Source organism: Paraburkholderia hayleyella (assembly GCF_009455685.1).
Lineage (GTDB): Bacteria > Pseudomonadota > Gammaproteobacteria > Burkholderiales > Burkholderiaceae > Paraburkholderia > Paraburkholderia hayleyella.
On record NZ_QPES01000001.1, the window covers coordinates 1,347,089 to 1,365,947 of the forward strand.

Consider the following 18,859-nt stretch of genomic DNA (forward strand, 5'->3'; position numbering starts at 1 on the left):
ATGACGCACAGGATCGCGCCATGCGCCGCCAGGGCCAACGGGCACGGGCGAGGCGCTCATGGTACCCGATGACGTAATGTTTGCGATTGGCCGGCAGCCTGGGTGAGCGAATGGAATGCCGGGCGGAGCGCGGGCGAAACGCGGGCGAAACGCGGGCGAAACGCGGGCGAAACGTTAAGCCGGATCAGGCCGGGACGGCGAGTTGCTGGGTGATGTAACGCCATTCGGCAGGGGTGACGGGCGTGATCGACAGGCGGTTGCCGCGGGCGAGTACCTGCATCTGAGCGAGCGCCGGATGCGCATGCAGTACGGCGAGCGAAAGCAGCGCAATTTTTTGCTTGAACACAACATCGACCAGTTGCCAGCGAGGTGTCTCGTGAGTCGCCTTCGGATCGAAATAAGGGCTTCTGGGATCGAACTGGGTGGGGTCCGGATAGGCCATCGAAGCGACTTCGGCAAACCCTGCGATGCCAGGCTCCGGGCAACTGGAGTGATAAAACAGCACGCCATCGCCGACCTGCATCGTGTCACGCATGAAGTTGCGGGCCTGGTAATTGCGTACGCCGGTCCAGGGCAAGATGCGTTGGGGAGCCCGAGCGAGGTCGTCGATGCTTGCTTCGTCTGGTTCGGACTTCATTAGCCAGTAGCGCATGAGTCGGTGTGAACGTTGAAAGGCCGAAGGAAAAAAGGCAAAAACAAAAAGAAAGGGCAAAAACAAAAAGGGCAAAAACGGGTGACAAAAATGCGGCTGAAAAGAAAACGGCACCGGAAATACCGGTGCCGTTTGAATAGGTCCCCGCCATAGCCGCTAGGCCGGCATCCTGAACCTGGGGTTCAGAATTGGTCGCAGTTAGCAGCACTTCGGGTACATCAGACAGAGTGACGCGCACACCCGTGCTACAAATTTCCGCAACCGTGCACAAGGCATTGGTTCAAGGAATGTATGACCTTGGCGAACCAGGCAGGGAAGCTAATTAAACCTTAAAAACAGACTTGCTGCAGCTTGAATGACGTGGCTTGCTACGTTTCGTTACTGCGGTTACTGCGTACCATATTGCTTGATCACAGTACCGAGCTGCTCGTTCATCTGGTGCATTGTACGCCGGATTTCCTCGGCGGGAAACGATTCTCCGTGACGCACGCTGGCTTGCAGCTGGATCAACTCCGAGGCTAGCGACAGTGCTGCCATCACCGCTACACGGTCCGTGCCGCGTACCGTGCTGTGCATTCGCACTTTCGACATTTCGGCGTCGACCCGGGCAACGGCTTCAAGCAGTGCGGCCTCGGTTTCGGGCGAGCAGGCGAGGCGGTAAGGCTGGTCGAGAATCGTGACTTCGATTTGCTTGGTGGTCATGAGCGCTCCTTGCGGGGCATGCCGGCCAGCGAGCCTGATGGCGAAGCGGAAGCGAGCAGGTCAAGCGGATCGTCGGGCCCGGAGGGGGTTTTACCATGCGGCAGTTTTTCGAGAATGGCGTTCAGCCGTACCTGGGCATCGTCGATTTTTGCTGAGAGGGTGTCGCGTTCGGCCTGTAGTGCGTCGCGCTGGGCCCGGACGGCTTCGAGCTCGGCACGTGCGGCATCGCATTCAGCATGCTTGTGAGCCAGTTGGGCTTCGAGTGCAAGGCGTGCTTCGTGGTGTTGGCGGCTGATGGAAATCAGCTGGCCAATATTTTGTGAAAGTGTTTCGAGTTCGGTGAGCATGTGCTGCGTCCTCTATAGGCTGTGCATTTTAGCGCGGAATAGAGAATGGTCTTAAAGAGTCTCGTTTCTAGATGTAGCACAACGCTGTCAGGCGACGTGCATCGAGGGCGCAAAGCATGCGGGTGGCAGCGGAGCCCAGGTCATTTTTAATGAGCGTTCGATTTTTCCTGACGTTGACGCGTGGCATGGGCACTTCTACACTGGCGCCACTTTTGGTGCCCGCGCCCGCTTGTCCATAGCGTGCGCAGTTAAACGGGAAGCAGGGAGCGAAGTCCGCCTGGACCTGAGCCAACCTGCGCTGCCCCCGCAACGGTAAGCGACCGCATTTCGATGCAAATCGACCTGATACGCGCGTTTGGCAATGGTTTTGCCAGATGCGCGCCCATGCCACTGCGCAATGAGTTGCACGCGCGGGAAGGCCAGCCGATGAGTCGCCAGCCCGGATACCGGCCAAAGTGAGCGGGTGCGATTCAGGCTGGATGGTGTGCTGTTTTGCCGCTGTGCCAACGCTTGCGTTGACAGCTGCAGTTGCGCCGGCACCAGGGCGCACCCCTTGTTACGCAATGGCCTGCGGGGAGCGGGTCGCGCATGCTATCCACAGGAAACCCTCCAATGCTCACCCCCATCGCCCGCGCGATGCTGTGCTCTGTTGTCTGTTTGCCGTTTGCCACGTTATCGCTGCCTACGCGGGCTCAGTCCGCTGTGGCGGCTTCCCTCTCCGCGGCCAGCCCGCCCCCGCTGAGCAGACGCTCGCGCCCGTGGTCGTGACGGCGGGCCGTGGGCCGCAACGGCTGGCTGAAGCGATTCCGCAAACCACCTTGTTCACGCCGCAAGCAATTGCCGATACCACCGCCCGCGATCTGCCTGGCTTGCTCGAACTCGGCCCTGGCGTGCAGATTGTGCGCAATGGCGGCCCAGGCTCGCCTACCAGCCTCTTTTTGCGCGGTGCCTCGTCGACCCAGTCGCTCGTGCTGATAGATGGGGTGCGGGTCGATTCGGCCAGCCTTGGCAATGCGCAACTGGCGCAGATTCCGCTCGATCAGGTCGATCACGTTGAAGTGGTCAATGGCAATGTCTCGGCGTTGTACGGCTCGGGGGCGATTGGCGGGGTGGTGCAGGTGTTCACCCAAGACGGGGGCAATCATCCGCCGCGTTTTAACTTCTCGGCCGAATACGGCAGCTATCACACGCAACGCCAGCAGATGGGCGTCAATGGGGCGCTCGATGGCGAGGGCAAGACCACCTTCAGCCTGGCGCTGGCGCGAGCCAAGGATGACGGGTTTTCAGCGATGAACCCGGCGCTCGCGCCGAGTGCGAATCCGAATGCCAACGGTTATCTGAACGAGAGCATTTCGGCCATGCTCAAGCACAAGTTCAGCGAGAAGTGGAATGCCGGCGTGCGTTACTTTCAGTCCAACGGCAACGATAGTTACGACAATGCATTTGGCCGGCCGACCGACCTGAACAATCTGTATAGCAAGGTGCAGCAGATATCCGTGTTCGCCAACGGCCAGCTGACTGACTGGTGGAAGACGCATTTCATCGTCGCAACGGGCAACGACCGTAGCCAGAATGCCGAGAACAACGTTTATACGTACCACTACAACACCGATAACCGGCAATACACGTGGCAAAACGATTTTGTCCTCGCGCCGCAGCACAAGCTCCAGCTGGGCTACGAACATCTCGACCAGAGCCTTGACTCGGACCAGTACAGCGCGCCGCAACGTCATGTGAATTCGGGTTTCATCGGCTATACCGGGCGTCTCGGCGCGAACCAGTTTCAGGCCAACCTGCGGCGCGACCAGTATTCCAGTTTTGGCGGGGCGAACAGCTACTATCTCGGCTACGGCTATGATTTCAACGAAAACTGGAAGGTCACGGCGAGCTGGTCGAATGCCTTTCGCGTGCCGAGCTTTAACGATCTGTATTACCCCTATAGCGGTAATCCGGCGCTTGCGCCTGAGCGCAGTCATTCCGTCGAGGCTGCCGTGCAATATGCCTCAGAGGCGCTCGGTGTGTTACGGCTCACGGCGTTTCAGACGCGCTATTCGAACCTGATTGATTACGCCCAGGTGAGCCCCGGTACCTTCGTCGCGCAAAACATTGGCCAGGCTAAAGTGCAAGGCGTTGAAGGCTCGTGGAGCGGGCAACTGGGCAAAACGGAGGTGCGTGCGGCGCTGACGTTTCAAAATCCGGTCGATGAAGACAAACACATTGATTTGAATCGCCGGGCGCGTCATTTCGCCTCGTTTTCGGCGAACCGTTCGATTTCAGGCTGGCGTGTCGGGGGAGAATGGCTCGTGAGCGGTGAGCGTAACGATACCGGCAATGCGCTGGGCGGCTATGGCCTTGTGAACCTCTCGGCGCGCTACAACATCACGAAAGCATGGTACGTCTCGGCGCAAATCCAGAATCTCTTCAATAAAGACTATGAACTGGCTTATACCTACAATACCCCTGGGCGAGGCGCGTACTTCACGCTGGGCTGGCAACAGCAGTGAGCGTGGCAGTCACTGCAGCGAGAACGTGCGCCGTGGGTTGAGGCGGGATGTCTGAGCCGGCGGCGCAATACCACGCTGGCGGACGCCATGCCATGAACGGCCGGCGGGCGCGGCTGATCTGGCTGGCTCTGGCGCTACTGGCGTTGCTGGCGCTGCTGGCCTCGCTGGCGATCGGCAGTGTGCTGTTGACACCCCGTCAGGTGCTGGCGGCGCTCACGTCCTGGGGGCGAATGCCCGCGCAGGGCGATCTGGCATCCGACATCATCCTCACCCTGCGTTTGCCCCGCGCGCTCGCGGGCTTCGCTTGCGGCGCGCTGCTGGCGCTGGCGGGGGCGCTGTTGCAGGTGCTGCTGCGCAATCCGCTGGCAGAGCCCTATGTCCTGGGTGTGTCGGGCGGTGCGGCCAGTTTTGCGTTGCTCGCCATGATGAGCGGGGCCGCGTGGTGGTGGGTCAATGCCAGCGCCCTGGCGGGTGCGCTGGTTTCGATCGTGCTGGTGCTGGGTCTCGCGCACCGCACGCTGTGGCAGGGCGAACCGTACGATGCCTCGCCACGCCTGTTGCTGACGGGCGTGGTCGTCGCGGCGGGCTGGGGCGCGCTCATCACACTGCTCTTGACGCTCGCACCCGATAGCCGTCTGCGCGGCATGCTGTTCTGGCTGACTGGCGATCTGAGTGCGGGCGGTGTGCCCTGGGTTGCCCTCGCGGCCTTGCTGGTCGGGCTGGCGCTGATCGTGCCGGTGGCCGCGCAACTCAATGTGCTGTTGCGGGGCGATGTCGTAGCCCAGACGCTGGGTGTTCCTGTGCTGCGGTTGCGGCTGAGGGTGTATCTGGTGGCGTCGCTCGCGGCAGCCGCGGCGGTGACTACGGGCGGCACGATTGGCTTCGTCGGGCTGGTGGTGCCGCATATGCTGCGGCTGCTGTTCGGCAACGATCAGCGCATGTTGCTGCCCGCGGCGGCGTTTGGCGGCGGTATCGCCGTCATGGGCGCGGATCTGGTGGCTCGTACAGTGATCGCCCCCGCGCAATTGCCCGTCGGCGTGATCACCGCTTTGAGCGGCGTGCCGGTTTTTCTCTGGATGCTTTTGCGCAGGCGGCGTGGATGAGGTCCGGTATCGAACTTTCTTCCCCTTTTTGGCCTTTTGCCGTGGCACCCGCCGCGGCATCGCTCTGCGTGCGCGATTTGACGTTGCGCGCGGGGGGCCGCCTGCTGCTGGCGCCATTGACCCAGACGTTTGCGGCAGGCCAGATCTGGTGTCTTGCGGGGCCGAACGGCGCGGGCAAGACAACGCTGATTTCGGTGCTGGCGGGCGTGCTGCCGCCCGCGGCGGGGCAGATCGAGCTGGATGGGGTGGCGCTGGCGCACTGGCCGGCTATGGCGCTCGCGCGCCGTCGGGCATTGATGCCGCAGGACACGCATGACGCCTTTAGCCTGAGCGTGCTGGAAAGCGTGCTGGCGAACCGCTTGCCGCATCTGGCGGGCTGGGGCTGGGAGCAGCCCGCCGATCGCGTCGCTGCGTCTGCCGCGCTCGATACATTAGGGCTGGCCGCGTTGGCGGCACGCGATGTGCTGTCGCTTTCGGGCGGCGAGCGGCAACGGGTCGCGCTCGCGGGCGTGTTGTGCCAGGCGGCGCCCTTGCTGCTGCTCGACGAGCCGCTGTCGCATCTCGACTTGCAGCATCAGGTCGGCTGCCTTGAGGCGCTCGGCAAATGGGCCGGGGAATCCGGGCGGATCGTCGTGTTTTCGTGCCATGACCTGAACCTTGCACGCCGTTTTGCCACTCATGCCTTATTGCTCGATGGCCAGGGGGGGGCGCAGGGCGGGCCGGTGCACGAGGTGCTGACGCCCGAACGGGCGAGCCGCGCATTTGGCTATCCGCTGGTGCTGATCCGGGACGGCGGGTATGAGGCGCTGGTGCCCGCGCTCCATGGCTATGCGCCGGGCTTGTGGCTTTGACTAAAAGCAAAGGCATGGCAAAGGCATGCCTGATAGGGCAAGACCTGCTGTGCAGGCCTTGCCGTTTCGCTGATTTTTCCCTTTCACCCGGAATCCCATGAATGCTTCTTTTGCCGTGCCGGTTGTTGAGCCGCTAGACCAGACGTTACGTACTGAGCTGCAACACCGGATCGACACCAAGACCAAACCGCCAGGCAGCCTCGGGCGGCTTGAGACCCTGGCGCGCCAGATGGGCCTGATTCAGCAAAGCCTGCAGCCGACCATCGAGCGGCCCGTGATGATTGTCTTTGCCGCCGATCACGGTATCGCGCACGAAGACGTGAGTTCGTATCCGCAAGCCGTGACCGCGCAGATGGTGGCGAACTTTCTCTCCGGTGGGGCGGCGATCAACGTGTTGAGCCGCGTGAGCGGTGTCACGCTCGAAGTGGTCAATGCGGGCGTGGTCGTGCCGCTCCCGGCGGCAGCGGGTTTGATCAATATTCCGCTTGGGGCCGGCACGCGCAATTTTGCCCATGAACGCGCGATGACCCACGCTCAGGCGCTGGCCGCTCTGGAAGCCGGGGCCGCCTGCGTGCGCCGTCATGCGGCGCTTGGCACGAATGTGATCGGGCTGGGCGAGATGGGTATTGCCAATACCTCGTCGGCGGCGTGCCTGATGAGCTGCCTGTGCGGTGTGCCGATCGAAGAATGCGTAGGGCGCGGCACCGGTCTCGACAACGCCGGGCTGGCGAAAAAATGCAATGTGCTGGCGGCGGCGCTGGCGCATCACGATGTGGGCGCGAGCCGGCCCGACACGATGGACGCGATGGAGATCGTGGACGTGCTGGCAACCTTCGGCGGTTTCGAGATTGCGATGATGGCGGGTGCCTATCTTGCCGCCGCACAGGCACGCATGACGATTCTGGTCGATGGTTTTATCGCGGGTGCGGCACTGCTGGTCGCGGATGCGCTGGCGCCAGCGGTCCGCGAATACTGCGTGTTTGCGCACGCCTCGAATGAAGCGGGCCATCGGCGCATGCTCGATTACTTTGGCGCGCAGCCGCTTCTGACGCTCGATTTGCGCCTGGGCGAAGGCACGGGCGCGGTGCTGGCGTTGCCGCTCTTGCGCGCGGCGCTGGCGATTCTCAACGAAATGGCGAGCTTCGAATCCGCAGGCATTGCCGAACGCGATGTCCAGGGTGACGTCCGTTAAGGGCCCCGGCCCCTTGCGAGCCGGGCTGCGCGTGTGGTTGCTGCGGGAGCTGCGCTACTTCTTTACCGCGCTGGGGTATTTCACACGTATCCCGGTGCCCCGCTGGGTGGGTTATGAGCCGCATTACCTGAATGCGGCGGCGCGGTATTTTCCGCTGGTCGGCGCGCTGGTGGGCTCGCTCGGGGCGGGCGTGTATCTCGCCGCCTTGCGGCTGTGGCCCGCGCCGGTCGCGGTGCTGCTGTCGCTGGTGGCGACGCTGCTGGTGACAGGCGCGTTTCATGAGGATGGGCTGGCCGATAGCGTCGATGCGTTTGGTGGGGCTTATACGCGCCAGGACACCTTGCGCATCATGCACGATTCGCGCATCGGCGCTTTTGGCGCGCTGGCGCTGCTGCTGGTGCTTGGCCTGAAATGGCAGACGCTGGCGGCGCTGCCGCCCATGCGAGCGGCCTGGCTCATGATCGCCGCGCATGCCGCGAGCCGGATGGGCGCGATCAGCTATTTGCTGACGCTCGACTACGTGCGCCCCGAAGGCCGGGCCAAGCCCGTGGCCCAGCGGTTGTCGAAGGCGGGGTTTGCCTGGGCGCTGGGCACGGGCGGTATCTGGCTGTTCTGGCCCGACTGGCGCCTGGGCGTGGCAGCGCTGGCGCTGCTGCTGGGCTTGCGCATGGCGCTGGGCCGTTATTTCGTGCGGCGTCTCGGCGGCTATACCGGCGATTGCCTGGGCTTCGCCCAGCAAGTGTTCGAGCTGGCGCTTTATCTGCTGGGGCTGGCATGGATCTCATCTTGATGCGCCATCCGGCGCTAGCCATTGCAGAAGGTGTGTGCTACGGCGCGCTCGATGTGGCGCTAGCCGAGCCCCCCGAACAAGGCGCGCGGGCGCTGATGCAGCGGCTGCACAGGCTGGGCGCACCGGCTCCCGACGCCATGCAGTCGAGCCCGCTGACGCGGGCCGCTGCGGTGACCGCGGCGCTCGCGGCTCAATGGGGCCGCGACGGCGGCGGGGTATGGCACAGCGACGAGCGCTTGCGCGAGATGAATTTCGGCACATGGGAAGGCCAGCGCTGGGATGCGATCGAACGGGCGGCGCTAGAGGCCTGGGCTGCGGATCTTCTGGGCGCACGGCCACATGGCGGCGAAAGCGTGGCGCAGGTGAGCGCGCGGGTCGGGCAGTGGCTGGCGGCTGTTTCTTCTCATGATGACGCCGTGTTGCATGCCGTCACGCATGCGGGCGTGATGCGCGTGCTGGCAGCGCAGGCCCTGGCGCTGCCACTTGAACACTGCCTTGCATGGCCGCTTGAAACGGGTCGTATTGTCTGGTTGCGCCGTGCGCGGGCGGGCCAAAGCTGGTCACTGCTGCATTGGAACGCCTGACGCTAGCGCTTTGCGGTGGGTACCTGAGGCCTCCCCATGTTCCGGCGCCCACACGTAACGTAACGTGACATTGCTGCCGTCAAACTCCCTCGCAGCGTCCTTCAAGCTTCTTCCATTTGATTAATTTTATTAAAAATCAATAGCTTATTGAGGCTTTGGCGTGCGTGAAGGTTTCTGGCATGCAACCTGCTTTTATTGGCTGAAGCGCTGTATCCGGGGGCGTGATGGGGCGGTGTAGAGAAAGATAAAAGGATGTTTTACGAGCCATTGAATGGTTGCAGGCTCAGGCGGATACGTCTGTGCCAGGCCCGATGCTGGTCCATGTAGGGTTCGCCGGGTGCGAAGACCTCTTATGGGCCCCGCTGGCCCCGTCACCTATCCTCGTAAGGTGACGGTTTAATAGCCCGTGCTTCGATGAAGCACGGGCATTTTTTTTGGGTGTGTCCGGCTGGCCGGGCGCACTGATTCGGGCTTTATTCAGGCGTCGTGGCGCGACTCATGCCTGGGATGCGCCGAATGGCACCGGTTGCCAGCGCCGTGCCGAGCAGGATCACCGCACAGCCTTGCAGCATGCCGCCAGAAACCTGTTCGTCAAGAAACAGCGTGCCCCACAAAATCCCGAAGACAGGAATCACGAAGGTCACGGTGATCGTGCGAGTAGGGCCCGCTGCGGCGATCAGATGAAAAAACAGCATATAGGCGACCCCGGTGCAGGCCACGCCCAGCGCGATGACGGCGCTCCAGGCTGACACTGAGACCGGTGCCGCAGGCCAGCTGGCGAAGGCAAAAGGCAGCAATACGAGCGTGGCGCCCGTCATGGTGCCTGCGGCCGAGGTCAGGGGATCGACACCACCCAGATAGCGTTTCGTGCAGTTTGCGGCGATGCCGTAGAACAAGGTTGCGGCCAGCGCGGCGGCCGCGGCGAGCGCGGTAGTGAGCACGGTGGCAGTGCTGTCATGCGGCGCGGCGATCTGGTTCCAGACGAGCAGCAGCACGCCTGCGAAGCCGATGATGAGCCCGATGCTGCGCAACGGGCTCAAACGTTCCTTGAGCCAGAGAAACGCGATGAGCGCGCCCCATAACGGCGTGGCCGCGTTGATCACCGAGGTGGCGCCGGCCGATAGCGTCAGCTCCGCATAGGCGAAGAGGCAAAACGGCGCGGCGCAGTTCAGAATGCCCACCACAAGCAATGGCTTGGCGCGGCGGCGAACGGTGTCAAAGATTTCGCGTGCGGGACGCCGGGCGAAAAGCACAAGCAGTAAAAACAGCGCGCCGATGCCGACTCGCAGCGCCATGAGTGGCGCAACGCCGAAATCGCCCACTCCCACCCGGATAAAAAGAAAAGAGGCACCCCATAAGGCCGCGAGGATGAGCAACTGAAGGAGGTTACCGGGGGTCATCGAAGAAGCCTCGCGCAAGGAGTCAAGCGGAACGCGAGGGCATGGTAGCACCTCTTTTTAACAAAAATTTTTACATTTGAATGAAACAGCATGCCTCAGCACGCCTCGATTGGCGAGCGCGGGGAGGGTTTGCGAGTGGCTTGCCCGGGCTTATTGCTCACGAACAGCGGGTTTAGCGCCGCCCGCGTCCCCGGTAGCCCCGATATCCGCCCCAGTATCCCCGGCGACCGCCTCCGTATGCCCCGTATCCCCGGTGCCCGCCCCAATAGCCGTTAAAGTTGAGCGATATCGCTGGCGCGCCCCACCAGCGGGGGCCGCCGTACCACGTCGAATAAGCCGGGTAGTAAACGGGAACGGGCGGAGGAGCGAGATAGACGGGCGGCGGTGCGACGACAACCGGTGCGTATTGCGTGGTGGTGGTGGTGAACGTGGTTTGCTGGACGTTGGCGCTGGTATCTACGCCAGACGGAGTGACAACGGTTTCTGTTTGAACCGCCGTGCCAGGGAGAACAGTGGAGTAATCAGTGGAGTAATAGCTGCCATAGCCATACGGGCTATAGCCATAACCATAGGGGCCAGCGTAATAACAGCCGGAAAGGCTCAGCGCGAGCGCGGGCAAGACCAGTGGCCGGGCCCAGCGGCGGGCTGAACGAGTGCTTGAGTGGCTGGGGACGGCGTTGAGGGCGCGGCTGATGAAGCTGATGAAGCTGATGAAACTGATGGAACTGATGGAACTGATGGAACTGATGAAACGATAGGCAGAAAAAACGGTAGACACGGCAAACTCCTGATGAGGCATCGCAGGGTGCAGACGACGCACACGACATGATGCCTGGAGCATACGTCGTTGCGGCTTGTGCCAGGTTGCGATCGGGTAACCGCTTATTTCAGTTCAGGTCTGAAGCAATGAAAACAGCGCCTGACTGTACAACAGGCAGGCGCTGCGGGGAAAACAGGTAGGCGGTATTGCAAAATGCTGCGCAAAAGCGCCGCGTGCGCGGTTTCGGTTTACTTCCCGATCTGATTGCCGATCAGGCCACCCGCTGCCGCGCCACCGATCGTTGACAGCGCATTGTCGCCAATGGCCGCGCCAGCGGCAGCGCCAATACCTGCGCCGATGGCGGTATCGCGCTGGCGGCGGGTCATGTTGTCACAGGCAGACAGGCTCATGACGGTGGCTAGGACAATCGCCAGCGCGCTTATTCGTTGAATGGATTTCATGGTGTATTCCTCTGGTTAATTAAAGGGAAAAAGGCAAACGGCAAACGACAGGTTGAACAGCTTACTTGCAGGATGGTAACGGGTGGCCGCGAGATTGTTGTAATGAGATGTTGCAGCCGCACGCTGCGCGAGCAGCCGGTTCCGGGCTACGTCCGGACCGGCCTCGCCTGGCGTAAGTCGCTCTTACTGGCGGCGATAGATTTCCGCGCCGTTTTTGATAAATTCGACCGCTTTGACTTCCATGCCTTTTTGCAGTGCCTCGTCATCGCTGAGACCTTGCTGCGCGGCGAATTCGCGCACGTCCTGAGTGATTTTCATCGAGCAGAAATGCGGCCCGCACATCGAGCAAAAATGCGCGACCTTGGCCGAATCCTTGGGCAGCGTTTCGTCGTGAAATTCACGTGCCTTGTCCGGATCGAGCCCGAGGTTGAACTGGTCTTCCCAGCGGAACTCGAAACGCGCTTTCGACAGCGCGTTATCCCGCACCTGCGCGCCAGGGTGGCCCTTGGCCAGATCTGCGGCGTGGGCCGCGAGCTTGTAGGTGATGATGCCGGTCTTGACGTCGTCCTTGTTGGGTAGCCCCAGGTGCTCCTTGGGTGTGACGTAGCAGAGCATCGCCGTGCCAAACCAGCCGATCATCGCCGCCCCGATACCCGAGGTGATGTGGTCGTAGCCTGGCGCGATATCGGTGGTGAGCGGGCCGAGCGTGTAGAACGGGGCTTCGTCGCACCATTGCAATTGCAGATCCATGTTCTCCTTGATGAGCTGCATCGGCACGTGGCCGGGGCCTTCGATCATGGTCTGGATATCGTGCTTCCATGCGATTTGCGTCAGTTCGCCCAGGGTTTTGAGCTCGCCGAGCTGGGCTTCGTCGTTGGCGTCGTAGATCGAACCGGGACGCAGGCCATCGCCTAGCGAAAAGCTCACGTCATACGCTTTCATGATTTCGCAGATGTCTTCGAAATGCTCGTAGAGAAAGCTTTCGCGGTGATGCGCGAGACACCATTTCGCCATGATCGAGCCGCCGCGCGAGACGATGCCGGTCATGCGTTTCGCTGTCAGCGGCACGTATTGCAAACGCACGCCCGCGTGAATCGTGAAGTAATCGACGCCTTGCTCGGCCTGCTCGATCAGCGTGTCACGGAAGATTTCCCAGGTCAGGTTTTCGGCGCGGCCGTTGACCTTTTCGAGTGCCTGGTAAATCGGCACCGTGCCGATGGGCACGGGGCTGTTGCGGATGATCCATTCGCGTGTTTCGTGAATGTGCTTGCCGGTCGACAGGTCCATCACCGTGTCGCCGCCCCAGCGGATCGCCCAGGTCATCTTGTCGACTTCCTCGCCAATCGACGAGGTCACCGCCGAGTTGCCGATATTGGCATTGACCTTCACGAGGAAATTGCGGCCGATGATCATCGGCTCGCTTTCCGGGTGATTGATGTTGGCGGGGATGATCGCGCGTCCGCGGGCGATTTCATCGCGCACGAACTCCGGCGTGATGGCCGTGAGCGCGCCGGGATCGAACGTGGCCGCGCCAAAGCTCTGGCCCGGATGCTGGCGGCCCATCATGGCGGCCAGCTTGGCGCCGTTCGGGCCGCTCGTGCGCAGGCTTTCGAGGTACTCCGCGCGGCACTGGTTTTCGCGGATCGCAATGTATTCCATCTCGGGCGTGATGAGGCCCTGCCGGGCGTAATGCATCTGGGTCACGTTGGCGCCGCTGCGTGCGCGACGCGGGGTGCGCTGTAGCCCCGGAAAGCGCAGATCGGTGGTGGCGTCGTCGCTCGCACGCTCGCGGCTGAAATGGCTGCTCAGGCCGGATAGCGCCTCAGTATCGCCGCGTGCTTCGATCCAGCGCTGACGCAGGGCGGGCAAGCCCGCGCGGATGTCGATCTGGGCTTGCGGGTCGGTGTAGGGGCCCGAGGTGTCGTAGACGTAGACCGGTGGATTTTTTTCGCCACCGAAGCTGTCAGGCGTATCGGCCTGGATAATTTCGCGCATCGGCACGCGAATGTCGGGCTCGGAGCCCGTGACGTAGATTTTGCGGGAATTCGGCAGCGGTGCAACGGCGGCTTCATCGACATGGGCGTCGGCCGAAAGGAATTTGGGGTTGGCGTTCATGCGTCTCTCCTGATGGGGTGGGGGCTACGCAGGAGACGGGGCGGAACGGCTGGAGGCTGGAAGGAAGACGGGCGAGGGGAAGAGGGCGGGTTCGCAGACGGGATGCGCTGGATGGGCGCAGGAGTATGGCGAAGCCCGGACGCTTCCCTGCGCTGGCATTATCCAGATCAGGTTCAAAGGGTATTTCTCACCCACGTGGCGCGCCGTTTGCAACAGGCTGCACCGCAGGACCCCCGCGTTAGCAGCGCACACGATACACCGCCGGGCTGGAAACTGGCAACCGCCAGACAACCGGCGGCAGGCTGCGCGAGGGCGTTGGCGAGGGGCATCGCCGGAGATTGGATTCGTTTTATTACCGTGATTAATAGAACGATCCGGTGCTTTTGGCGCGATTGTGAAAAGCGCGCTTCACCCCTACATTCGAGACTCGCTTCCTTGAGGCGCATCGAGACGCCTCGATGCGCCACGGTATTTCCCGCATTCACATTCACACGCAGGGTCAGGGAGAACATCATGCTCGAGATTCGTCGTTCTGCCGAACGCGGCCACGCCAATCACGGCTGGCTCGATTCGTATCACAGCTTTTCGTTTGCCGATTATCACGATCCGAAGCACATGCATTTCGGCCCGCTACGGGTCATCAACGAAGACCGCATCGAAGCGGGCCAAGGCTTTGGCGCGCATGGTCACCGTGACATGGAGATCGTCACCTATGTGCTCGAAGGTGCGCTGGCGCACCGCGACAGCATGGGCAATGGCTCGACGATCGGCCCCGGTGACGTGCAGCGGATGAGCGCGGGCACGGGCGTGAGGCATAGCGAATTCAATGCGTCGAAAGAAGCGCCGCTGCATCTGCTGCAAATCTGGATCTTGCCGCAGCGCATCGGCGAGCCGCCCGGTTACGAAGAAAAGCGCTTCGGCGAGGCGGAAAAACGCGGGCGCTTGCGCATCGTAGCCGCACCCGATGGACGCGAGGGCGCGGTGACGATTCACGCGGATGCGTCGATCTATGCGGGCTTGTTCGATGGCCCGGAGCGCGCGGTGCTGGCGCTCGCGCCTGGACGGCAGGCCTATGTGCATCTGGTACGCGGCAGGTTGAGCGTGAACGGTACGATACTCACGGCGGGCGACGCGGCGATGTTGAGCGCGGTGGAGGCTGTCACGCTGGAGCAGGGTGAGAACGCCGAGGTGTTGCTGTTCGATCTGGCCTGAAAGGCGGATCAGGCCCCGGCCAGGCTCACGCCTGGCCGGGGCCTTGCTGCTCTGTGCGGGCTGAGCCGCTTACGGCTGGACCACCGGAGCCGACGCTGCCGGTGCCGCTGCTGCTGCGGATGTAGCCGGGCCATGCGGTTTCATGAGCTTGCGCATCTTGCCGTGGCGCGCTTCCATCCGCGCGAAATGCTGTTTGAGCGCGGTGCTGACTAACGTTTTTTGCTGATCGTCGAGACCGTTGTAGACCGCTAGCCAGGCGCCAATAGTTTGCTCACGGCGTTGCGCCGCTTGCTGCTGCGCCTGTTGCTGGGCGGCGTGCAATGCATTCAGGTCAAGAATCGGCTGCTGTTGCAGCGCCTGGAATTGCTGTTTCATTTGCTCATGGCTGGCGCGGGCGGCCTGACGGTTTTGCTGAGTGGTGGCGAGCGCCGTTTGCCATTGTTGTTCCTGGGCGGCATTCAGATGCAACGGGTCGTGTAGCTGACTAATCTGCCGCAGCATCCCGTGGCCATGCCAGCCGGGGCCGGGGGTGTCATCGGACGAGGCGGCGTAGGCGCTGCCCATGACCAGCGACAGGGCCGTGGCGGTGACGGTGAGCAGACGCGGCGAGCGTGTGGAAAAACGATTGAACATGGCAAACATGGCAGAGCTCCTTAAATGAAAAACCAGGCCGCTGAGAGCCTCATGCTTGTCATGACACAGCGGCCGCGGCAAAAACAAAAACAGGGGGCGCGGCTTGGCTGACGTCAGGAAAGCGCGGACTTCACGCGGGTCAGGGCACAGCCTAAGCGCTGCCGCGCTGTGCTGTATTACGCACAGAGGCGCCGTTGTTACGCGGCATTACGAGCGCCTTTCGTCGTAACAGGCGGTAACTCCCGGTAACCTTTTGCCCCCTGCCACACACCTGAAAGCAGGGCCGCGCGGTTTAAACTTGCGTCCCATGACTACTCAAATTCTTGTCGTCGATGACGACGCCGAATTGCGCGATTTGTTGCGCGAATATCTGGTCCGGCAAGGCATCGAGGTTTCGGTGCTGCATGATGCCGCCACACTTGAGCGCAGGCTGGAGCGCGAACGGCCCGATCTGATCGTGCTCGATCTGATGATGCCCGGGGTGGATGGCCTGACGGCGCTGCGGCGGCTGCGCGCGTCGGGCGATGACATTCCGGTCATCATGCTGACGGCTCGCGCCGATGACATCGATCGCATCGTCGGCCTCGAACTGGGCGCGGATGATTATCTTGGCAAACCGTTTAATCCGCGCGAGTTACTGGCGCGGGTGCAGGCCGTGCTGCGCCGCAGGCAAACCTCGGTAACGGCTGCCGCACCCGAGCAACGCGAGCCGTTCGTCTTCGGCCGTTTCTCGCTCGATTTCCAGGCGCGCATGCTGGATCACGATGGCAAACCGGTCGTGCTTTCCGGTAGCGAATTCGCGCTCCTGAAAATTTTCGTCAACCATCCGATGCGCACGCTCACCCGTGAGCGTTTGCTGGAGCTGCTCCACGGTCCTGAATACGACGGCACCGATCGCGGCATCGACGTGCAGGTTTGGCGTTTGCGCCGCATTCTCGAAACCGATCCGGCGCTGCCGCGTTTTATCCAGACGGTGCGAGGCCGGGGGTATGTTTTCGTGCCGAATGGCGAGCAGCATGCGACGAGCGGTTGATTCGCTGTTCGGGCGGCTGGCGCTACTGGTCATCGGTTCGCTGCTGCTGTCGCATTTCGCCTGGTATGCCTTGATGCGCCTTGAGCGCAACCAGCAGCAGACCCGTTACGCCGTCGAAGAAGCCGTGTTCGTGGTCGATGCCGTGCGACAGCACGTGATCCATGCACCCGATCAACCTTTGCCTTCGCGGGTGCAGCTCGTCGATCCGCAAAGCCCCGATGTGCCTGAAAACCGCACCGATTTGCCAGAGCCGCTGCGTCGTTTTCTCGATGATCTGCGCGAGCGTTTGCCAGCCACGACGCAAGTTCGTCTTGGCATGCCGGGCAAGCCGCCGACACTCTGGGTGAAAGCCGCCCGCGATCGCAACTGGATCGTGGTGCCGGTTCAGCCGCTGCGGCCGCCGCGCTCGCTGGATCGCATGGTGTTGTGGCTGACGATGATTTTTTCGGCGGCGGTGATGGCGGCGCTGCTCGCGGCCTGGCAGTTGCAGCGGCCCTTGCGTTTGCTGGCCCAGGCGGTGACGCGCTTTGGCCGCAACTTGCCTGTGCCGCCGCTGCCCGAACGGGGCCCGCGTGAGTTGCGTCAGCTCACGCAAGGTTTCAACCAGATGGTGCAGGAAGTCGCCCGCACCGAGAATGACCGCGCGGTGATGCTAGCGGGCGTCGCGCACGATCTGAAGACCCCGCTCGCGCGCTTGCGCCTGCGCGCCGAAATGATGGATGACGCCAGGATGCGCGATGGCGTCGTGCGCGATGTGGATTCGATGACGCATATCGTCGAGCAGTTTCTGGTGTTCGCGCACGATAGCGCGGATCGCAGCGGGGTGGTGGAGGTCGACGCACAGTGTGAGCGCGTGATTCACAACTACCGTGCGGTGAGCGCCCCCGCTGCCGCGGTGCAAACCGATCTGGCGGCGGGGGCGGCATTTCGTTTGCCGGCGGCGACGCTGGACCGGATTTTATCGAACCTGCTGGATAACGCGCATGCGTATGGCGAGCCGCCAGTAGTGGTGGCCACGGCGCGCACGGCAGAGGGTTTTACGCTATCGGTCAGCGATCATGGCCGCGGCATTGCTGCGCACGATTTGCAAAATGCCAGCCGGCCCTTTGTGCGGCTCGATCCGGCGCGCGGCGGTAACGGCCATAGCGGCTTGGGGCTGGCGATTGTCGAGCGGCTAGTGCGGCGCGCGGGCGGCGAGTGCGAAATTACCAATCAGACGGAGACGGGGCATGGTTTGCGTGTGCGCATGGTGTTTCCGCTGGCATCGCGCTCACGGACAGCGGCCATGACCGATGCAGGGTGAGCGCGGTGGCTGGAGCCCTCGGGGGGAAAGCGCCGCGCGGCCCGGGCGAGGGACGCGGCGCAGGTTGCAAGGTGCCGGGCTGTAGCGCGGGCCTTACTCGCCGAATAACGTGTTGAGTGCGGTAGCGGCATCGCTATCGACGGTATTCCAGGTGACGGTTTCGGCTTCGAAGATGTAATGCGTGGTGTATTTGCCGAGCAGCGCGAGAATTTCTTCCTGAATAATTTCTGGCGCGACGTCCATTTTCAGATACCACGCGGTGGACGATAAGCGCGTCTGGAATGCGCCATATTCGGCCATCAACTGGTCGAACGCATTAGCGTCCTGATCGCGGCAGACAATCACCAGATTTCCCTTCATGCAAACCTCCTGTTACGCAATGCGTGGTGAGGGTCGATCATACCCGCCTTCACAAAAGCCTTGAAATGGCCCGCCCGCCGGCATGGCCCGAGAAGGAGCCGGAAAGCAAGGCGGGCTTTGCCTTGACCCCGTTTTCAGCGCATTTTCAGCATGTTGTTCGCGGCTCGCGTGAAAGTTTTTAACGGATTGTTCGTCACGGCGGGTTCCGCGATGGCGGGCTTCACGGCATAATTCCGGGATTGTGCCAGGACGCGCTGGGGAGGCGGGTTTGGCTAGCGTTGCCGGGATGGCGTGTGATACCGCCAGATTGTGGGTACCGGTCTTAACGCCTGGGGTCCGCCGCTGCTGCGGCTATCTGGTTTGCGGGGTTTGCGGTCTGGCGCACGCACGGCGGCATTCCGCTCTTGCTGTACCATCCGCTCCGCGATCACCGTTGGCTTCATTCAATGAGCTGAAAGTTAACGGAATGGCTTGAACTGCTGAACGGCTTGCGCCCACTTGCCATGGTGCCGCCAGAGGCTTCTGCTGGGCGCCTGCACGCATTACGGGAAGCGTTTAAGCCTTCACGTGACCTGGCCACGGGCCGCCAGCCGGCATGAGGCGCTGGCGGCTTATTCGCTGCTGCGTCTGATGTCAGCCAAATTGTCAGCCAAATTGTCGGCCAAATTGTCGGCCAAATTGCAGTCTTATCCGTTTTGACTCTGAACTGAATCCCGCTGCAATCCAGGCCCGATCGCCGGGCATGTCGCGGATGGCCCTGAAATACAGGAAGTAGTAGTGTCGTGCCGGTTTGTCTCTCGCCGGTCCACGCGTTGTTCACGCCAACGAATCACCGCGCCCATGCGTTTAGCCATGTT

The 18,859-nt window shown here is 62.3% G+C and carries 19 protein-coding genes, 1 other RNA gene and 2 riboswitches; of the genes, 10 read left to right on the top strand and 10 right to left on the bottom strand.

The window, feature by feature from the left end:
* Positions 1-184 precede the first annotated feature (184 nt).
* Positions 185-652: an EVE domain-containing protein gene (locus GH657_RS06175; RefSeq protein WP_153099889.1), complete on the bottom strand. Its 468-nt coding sequence runs from the start codon at positions 650-652 to the stop codon at positions 185-187.
* Positions 653-660: 8 nt separating this feature from the next.
* Here GH657_RS06175 and GH657_RS18370 point away from each other — a divergent pair, with 8 nt between their 5' ends.
* Positions 661-792 carry a hypothetical protein gene (locus tag GH657_RS18370; protein WP_281349362.1) on the top strand — a complete coding sequence of 44 codons (132 nt, stop codon included), beginning with the start codon at positions 661-663 and terminating at the stop codon, positions 790-792.
* On the opposite strand, the gene ssrS is transcribed toward GH657_RS18370, so the two are convergent.
* The 3 genes from ssrS to GH657_RS06185 all read right to left on the bottom strand — a co-directional run bounded on the left by ssrS (position 790) and on the right by GH657_RS06185 (position 1,701).
* Positions 790-971, bottom strand: a non-coding RNA gene (ssrS, locus tag GH657_RS18515) — 6S RNA. The genes GH657_RS18370 and ssrS overlap by 3 nt on opposite strands.
* A 68-nt stretch (positions 972-1,039) precedes the next feature.
* Positions 1,040-1,354 carry a cell division protein ZapA gene (locus GH657_RS06180; protein ID WP_153099890.1) on the bottom strand — a complete coding sequence of 105 codons (315 nt, stop codon included), beginning with the start codon at positions 1,352-1,354 and terminating at the stop codon, positions 1,040-1,042.
* Positions 1,351-1,701: an ATPase gene (locus GH657_RS06185; protein WP_153099891.1), complete on the bottom strand. Its 351-nt coding sequence runs from the start codon at positions 1,699-1,701 to the stop codon at positions 1,351-1,353. Before GH657_RS06185 ends, GH657_RS06180 begins: the two co-directional genes overlap by 4 nt.
* Positions 1,702-1,897: 196 nt before the next feature.
* A riboswitch (cobalamin riboswitch) is annotated at positions 1,898-2,170 on the top strand.
* A gap of 10 nt (positions 2,171-2,180) precedes the next feature.
* Here GH657_RS06185 and GH657_RS06190 point away from each other — a divergent pair.
* From GH657_RS06190 to GH657_RS06215, 6 genes are all read left to right on the top strand, one after another.
* Positions 2,181-4,205, top strand: a complete 2,025-nt coding sequence (locus tag GH657_RS06190) for a TonB-dependent receptor domain-containing protein (RefSeq protein WP_174769970.1) — start codon at positions 2,181-2,183, stop codon at positions 4,203-4,205.
* A gap of 47 nt (positions 4,206-4,252) precedes the next feature.
* Positions 4,253-5,308, top strand: a complete 1,056-nt coding sequence (locus tag GH657_RS06195) for a FecCD family ABC transporter permease (RefSeq protein ID WP_246174011.1) — start codon at positions 4,253-4,255, stop codon at positions 5,306-5,308.
* Positions 5,305-6,159, top strand: coding sequence for an ABC transporter ATP-binding protein (locus tag GH657_RS06200; RefSeq protein ID WP_153099893.1), 855 nt, complete (start codon positions 5,305-5,307; stop codon positions 6,157-6,159). The genes GH657_RS06195 and GH657_RS06200 overlap by 4 nt, the downstream gene beginning before the upstream one ends.
* 97 nt (positions 6,160-6,256) lie before the next feature.
* Entirely contained in the window at positions 6,257-7,351 is a 1,095-nt protein-coding gene (cobT, locus tag GH657_RS06205) for a nicotinate-nucleotide--dimethylbenzimidazole phosphoribosyltransferase (protein ID WP_153099894.1), read from the top strand.
* Between the two features lie 40 nt (positions 7,352-7,391).
* Complete coding sequence (locus tag GH657_RS06210) at positions 7,392-8,141, top strand: adenosylcobinamide-GDP ribazoletransferase (RefSeq protein WP_153101663.1); 750 nt, start codon at positions 7,392-7,394, stop codon at positions 8,139-8,141.
* On the top strand, positions 8,126-8,725 hold the full coding sequence (locus tag GH657_RS06215) for a histidine phosphatase family protein (RefSeq protein ID WP_153099895.1): 600 nt from the start codon (positions 8,126-8,128) through the stop codon (positions 8,723-8,725). Before GH657_RS06210 ends, GH657_RS06215 begins: the two co-directional genes overlap by 16 nt.
* Positions 8,726-9,198: 473 nt before the next feature.
* Here the strand turns inward: GH657_RS06215 and GH657_RS06220 are convergent, their stop codons facing one another.
* The 4 genes from GH657_RS06220 to thiC form a co-directional block, all read right to left on the bottom strand.
* Entirely contained in the window at positions 9,199-10,125 is a 927-nt protein-coding gene (locus tag GH657_RS06220; protein ID WP_153099896.1) for a DMT family transporter, read from the bottom strand.
* A 172-nt stretch (positions 10,126-10,297) separates the two neighbouring features.
* Positions 10,298-10,903, bottom strand: coding sequence for a hypothetical protein (locus tag GH657_RS06225; RefSeq protein ID WP_246174012.1), 606 nt, complete (start codon positions 10,901-10,903; stop codon positions 10,298-10,300).
* A gap of 230 nt (positions 10,904-11,133) precedes the next feature.
* A complete protein-coding gene (locus GH657_RS06230; RefSeq protein ID WP_153099897.1) occupies positions 11,134-11,346 on the bottom strand; it encodes a glycine zipper 2TM domain-containing protein in 213 nt (70 codons plus the stop codon).
* 183 nt (positions 11,347-11,529) lie between these two features.
* The gene (gene thiC, locus GH657_RS06235) at positions 11,530-13,461 is read right to left on the bottom strand and encodes a phosphomethylpyrimidine synthase ThiC (RefSeq protein ID WP_153099898.1); all 1,932 of its coding nucleotides are present in this window, start codon (positions 13,459-13,461) and stop codon (positions 11,530-11,532) included.
* Positions 13,462-13,587: 126 nt separating this feature from the next.
* A riboswitch (TPP riboswitch) is annotated at positions 13,588-13,706 on the bottom strand.
* Positions 13,707-13,974: 268 nt separating this feature from the next.
* Here thiC and GH657_RS06240 point away from each other — a divergent pair.
* Positions 13,975-14,673 carry a pirin family protein gene (locus GH657_RS06240; protein WP_153099899.1) on the top strand — a complete coding sequence of 233 codons (699 nt, stop codon included), beginning with the start codon at positions 13,975-13,977 and terminating at the stop codon, positions 14,671-14,673.
* A 69-nt stretch (positions 14,674-14,742) separates the two neighbouring features.
* Here GH657_RS06240 and GH657_RS06245 read toward each other — a convergent pair whose 3' ends face one another.
* Positions 14,743-15,315, bottom strand: a complete 573-nt coding sequence (locus GH657_RS06245; RefSeq protein ID WP_246174014.1) for a Spy/CpxP family protein refolding chaperone — start codon at positions 15,313-15,315, stop codon at positions 14,743-14,745.
* A 298-nt stretch (positions 15,316-15,613) separates the two neighbouring features.
* On the opposite strand from GH657_RS06245, the gene GH657_RS06250 reads away from it, so the two are divergent.
* Together GH657_RS06250 and GH657_RS06255 are read left to right on the top strand one after the other, a co-directional pair.
* Entirely contained in the window at positions 15,614-16,339 is a 726-nt protein-coding gene (locus GH657_RS06250; protein ID WP_153099900.1) for a response regulator, read from the top strand.
* Positions 16,323-17,642, top strand: coding sequence for an ATP-binding protein (locus GH657_RS06255; RefSeq protein WP_153099901.1), 1,320 nt, complete (start codon positions 16,323-16,325; stop codon positions 17,640-17,642). Before GH657_RS06250 ends, GH657_RS06255 begins: the two co-directional genes overlap by 17 nt.
* A 93-nt stretch (positions 17,643-17,735) precedes the next feature.
* On the opposite strand, the gene GH657_RS06260 is transcribed toward GH657_RS06255, so the two are convergent.
* Positions 17,736-18,002 carry a double-stranded DNA-specific endonuclease gene (locus GH657_RS06260; protein ID WP_153099902.1) on the bottom strand — a complete coding sequence of 89 codons (267 nt, stop codon included), beginning with the start codon at positions 18,000-18,002 and terminating at the stop codon, positions 17,736-17,738.
* Positions 18,003-18,859: the final 857 nt, after the last annotated feature.

Coding starts and splice junctions, on each gene's coding strand:
- GH657_RS06190 (WP_174769970.1), top strand. CDS start 2,181: ATGGTGTGCTGTTTTGCCGCTGTGCCAACGCTTGCGTTGACAGCTGCA.
- GH657_RS06180 (WP_153099890.1), bottom strand. CDS start 1,354: ATGACCACCAAGCAAATCGAAGTCACGATTCTCGACCAGCCTTACCGC.
- GH657_RS06215 (WP_153099895.1), top strand. CDS start 8,126: ATGGATCTCATCTTGATGCGCCATCCGGCGCTAGCCATTGCAGAAGGT.
- GH657_RS06255 (WP_153099901.1), top strand. CDS start 16,323: ATGCGACGAGCGGTTGATTCGCTGTTCGGGCGGCTGGCGCTACTGGTC.
- GH657_RS06245 (WP_246174014.1), bottom strand. CDS start 15,315: ATGTTTGCCATGTTCAATCGTTTTTCCACACGCTCGCCGCGTCTGCTC.
- GH657_RS06240 (WP_153099899.1), top strand. CDS start 13,975: ATGCTCGAGATTCGTCGTTCTGCCGAACGCGGCCACGCCAATCACGGC.
- GH657_RS06195 (WP_246174011.1), top strand. CDS start 4,253: ATGTCTGAGCCGGCGGCGCAATACCACGCTGGCGGACGCCATGCCATG.
- GH657_RS06175 (WP_153099889.1), bottom strand. CDS start 652: ATGCGCTACTGGCTAATGAAGTCCGAACCAGACGAAGCAAGCATCGAC.
- GH657_RS06200 (WP_153099893.1), top strand. CDS start 5,305: ATGAGGTCCGGTATCGAACTTTCTTCCCCTTTTTGGCCTTTTGCCGTG.
- GH657_RS06250 (WP_153099900.1), top strand. CDS start 15,614: ATGACTACTCAAATTCTTGTCGTCGATGACGACGCCGAATTGCGCGAT.
- GH657_RS06220 (WP_153099896.1), bottom strand. CDS start 10,125: ATGACCCCCGGTAACCTCCTTCAGTTGCTCATCCTCGCGGCCTTATGG.
- GH657_RS06260 (WP_153099902.1), bottom strand. CDS start 18,002: ATGAAGGGAAATCTGGTGATTGTCTGCCGCGATCAGGACGCTAATGCG.
- thiC (WP_153099898.1), bottom strand. CDS start 13,461: ATGAACGCCAACCCCAAATTCCTTTCGGCCGACGCCCATGTCGATGAA.
- GH657_RS06185 (WP_153099891.1), bottom strand. CDS start 1,701: ATGCTCACCGAACTCGAAACACTTTCACAAAATATTGGCCAGCTGATT.
- GH657_RS06230 (WP_153099897.1), bottom strand. CDS start 11,346: ATGAAATCCATTCAACGAATAAGCGCGCTGGCGATTGTCCTAGCCACC.
- cobT (WP_153099894.1), top strand. CDS start 6,257: ATGAATGCTTCTTTTGCCGTGCCGGTTGTTGAGCCGCTAGACCAGACG.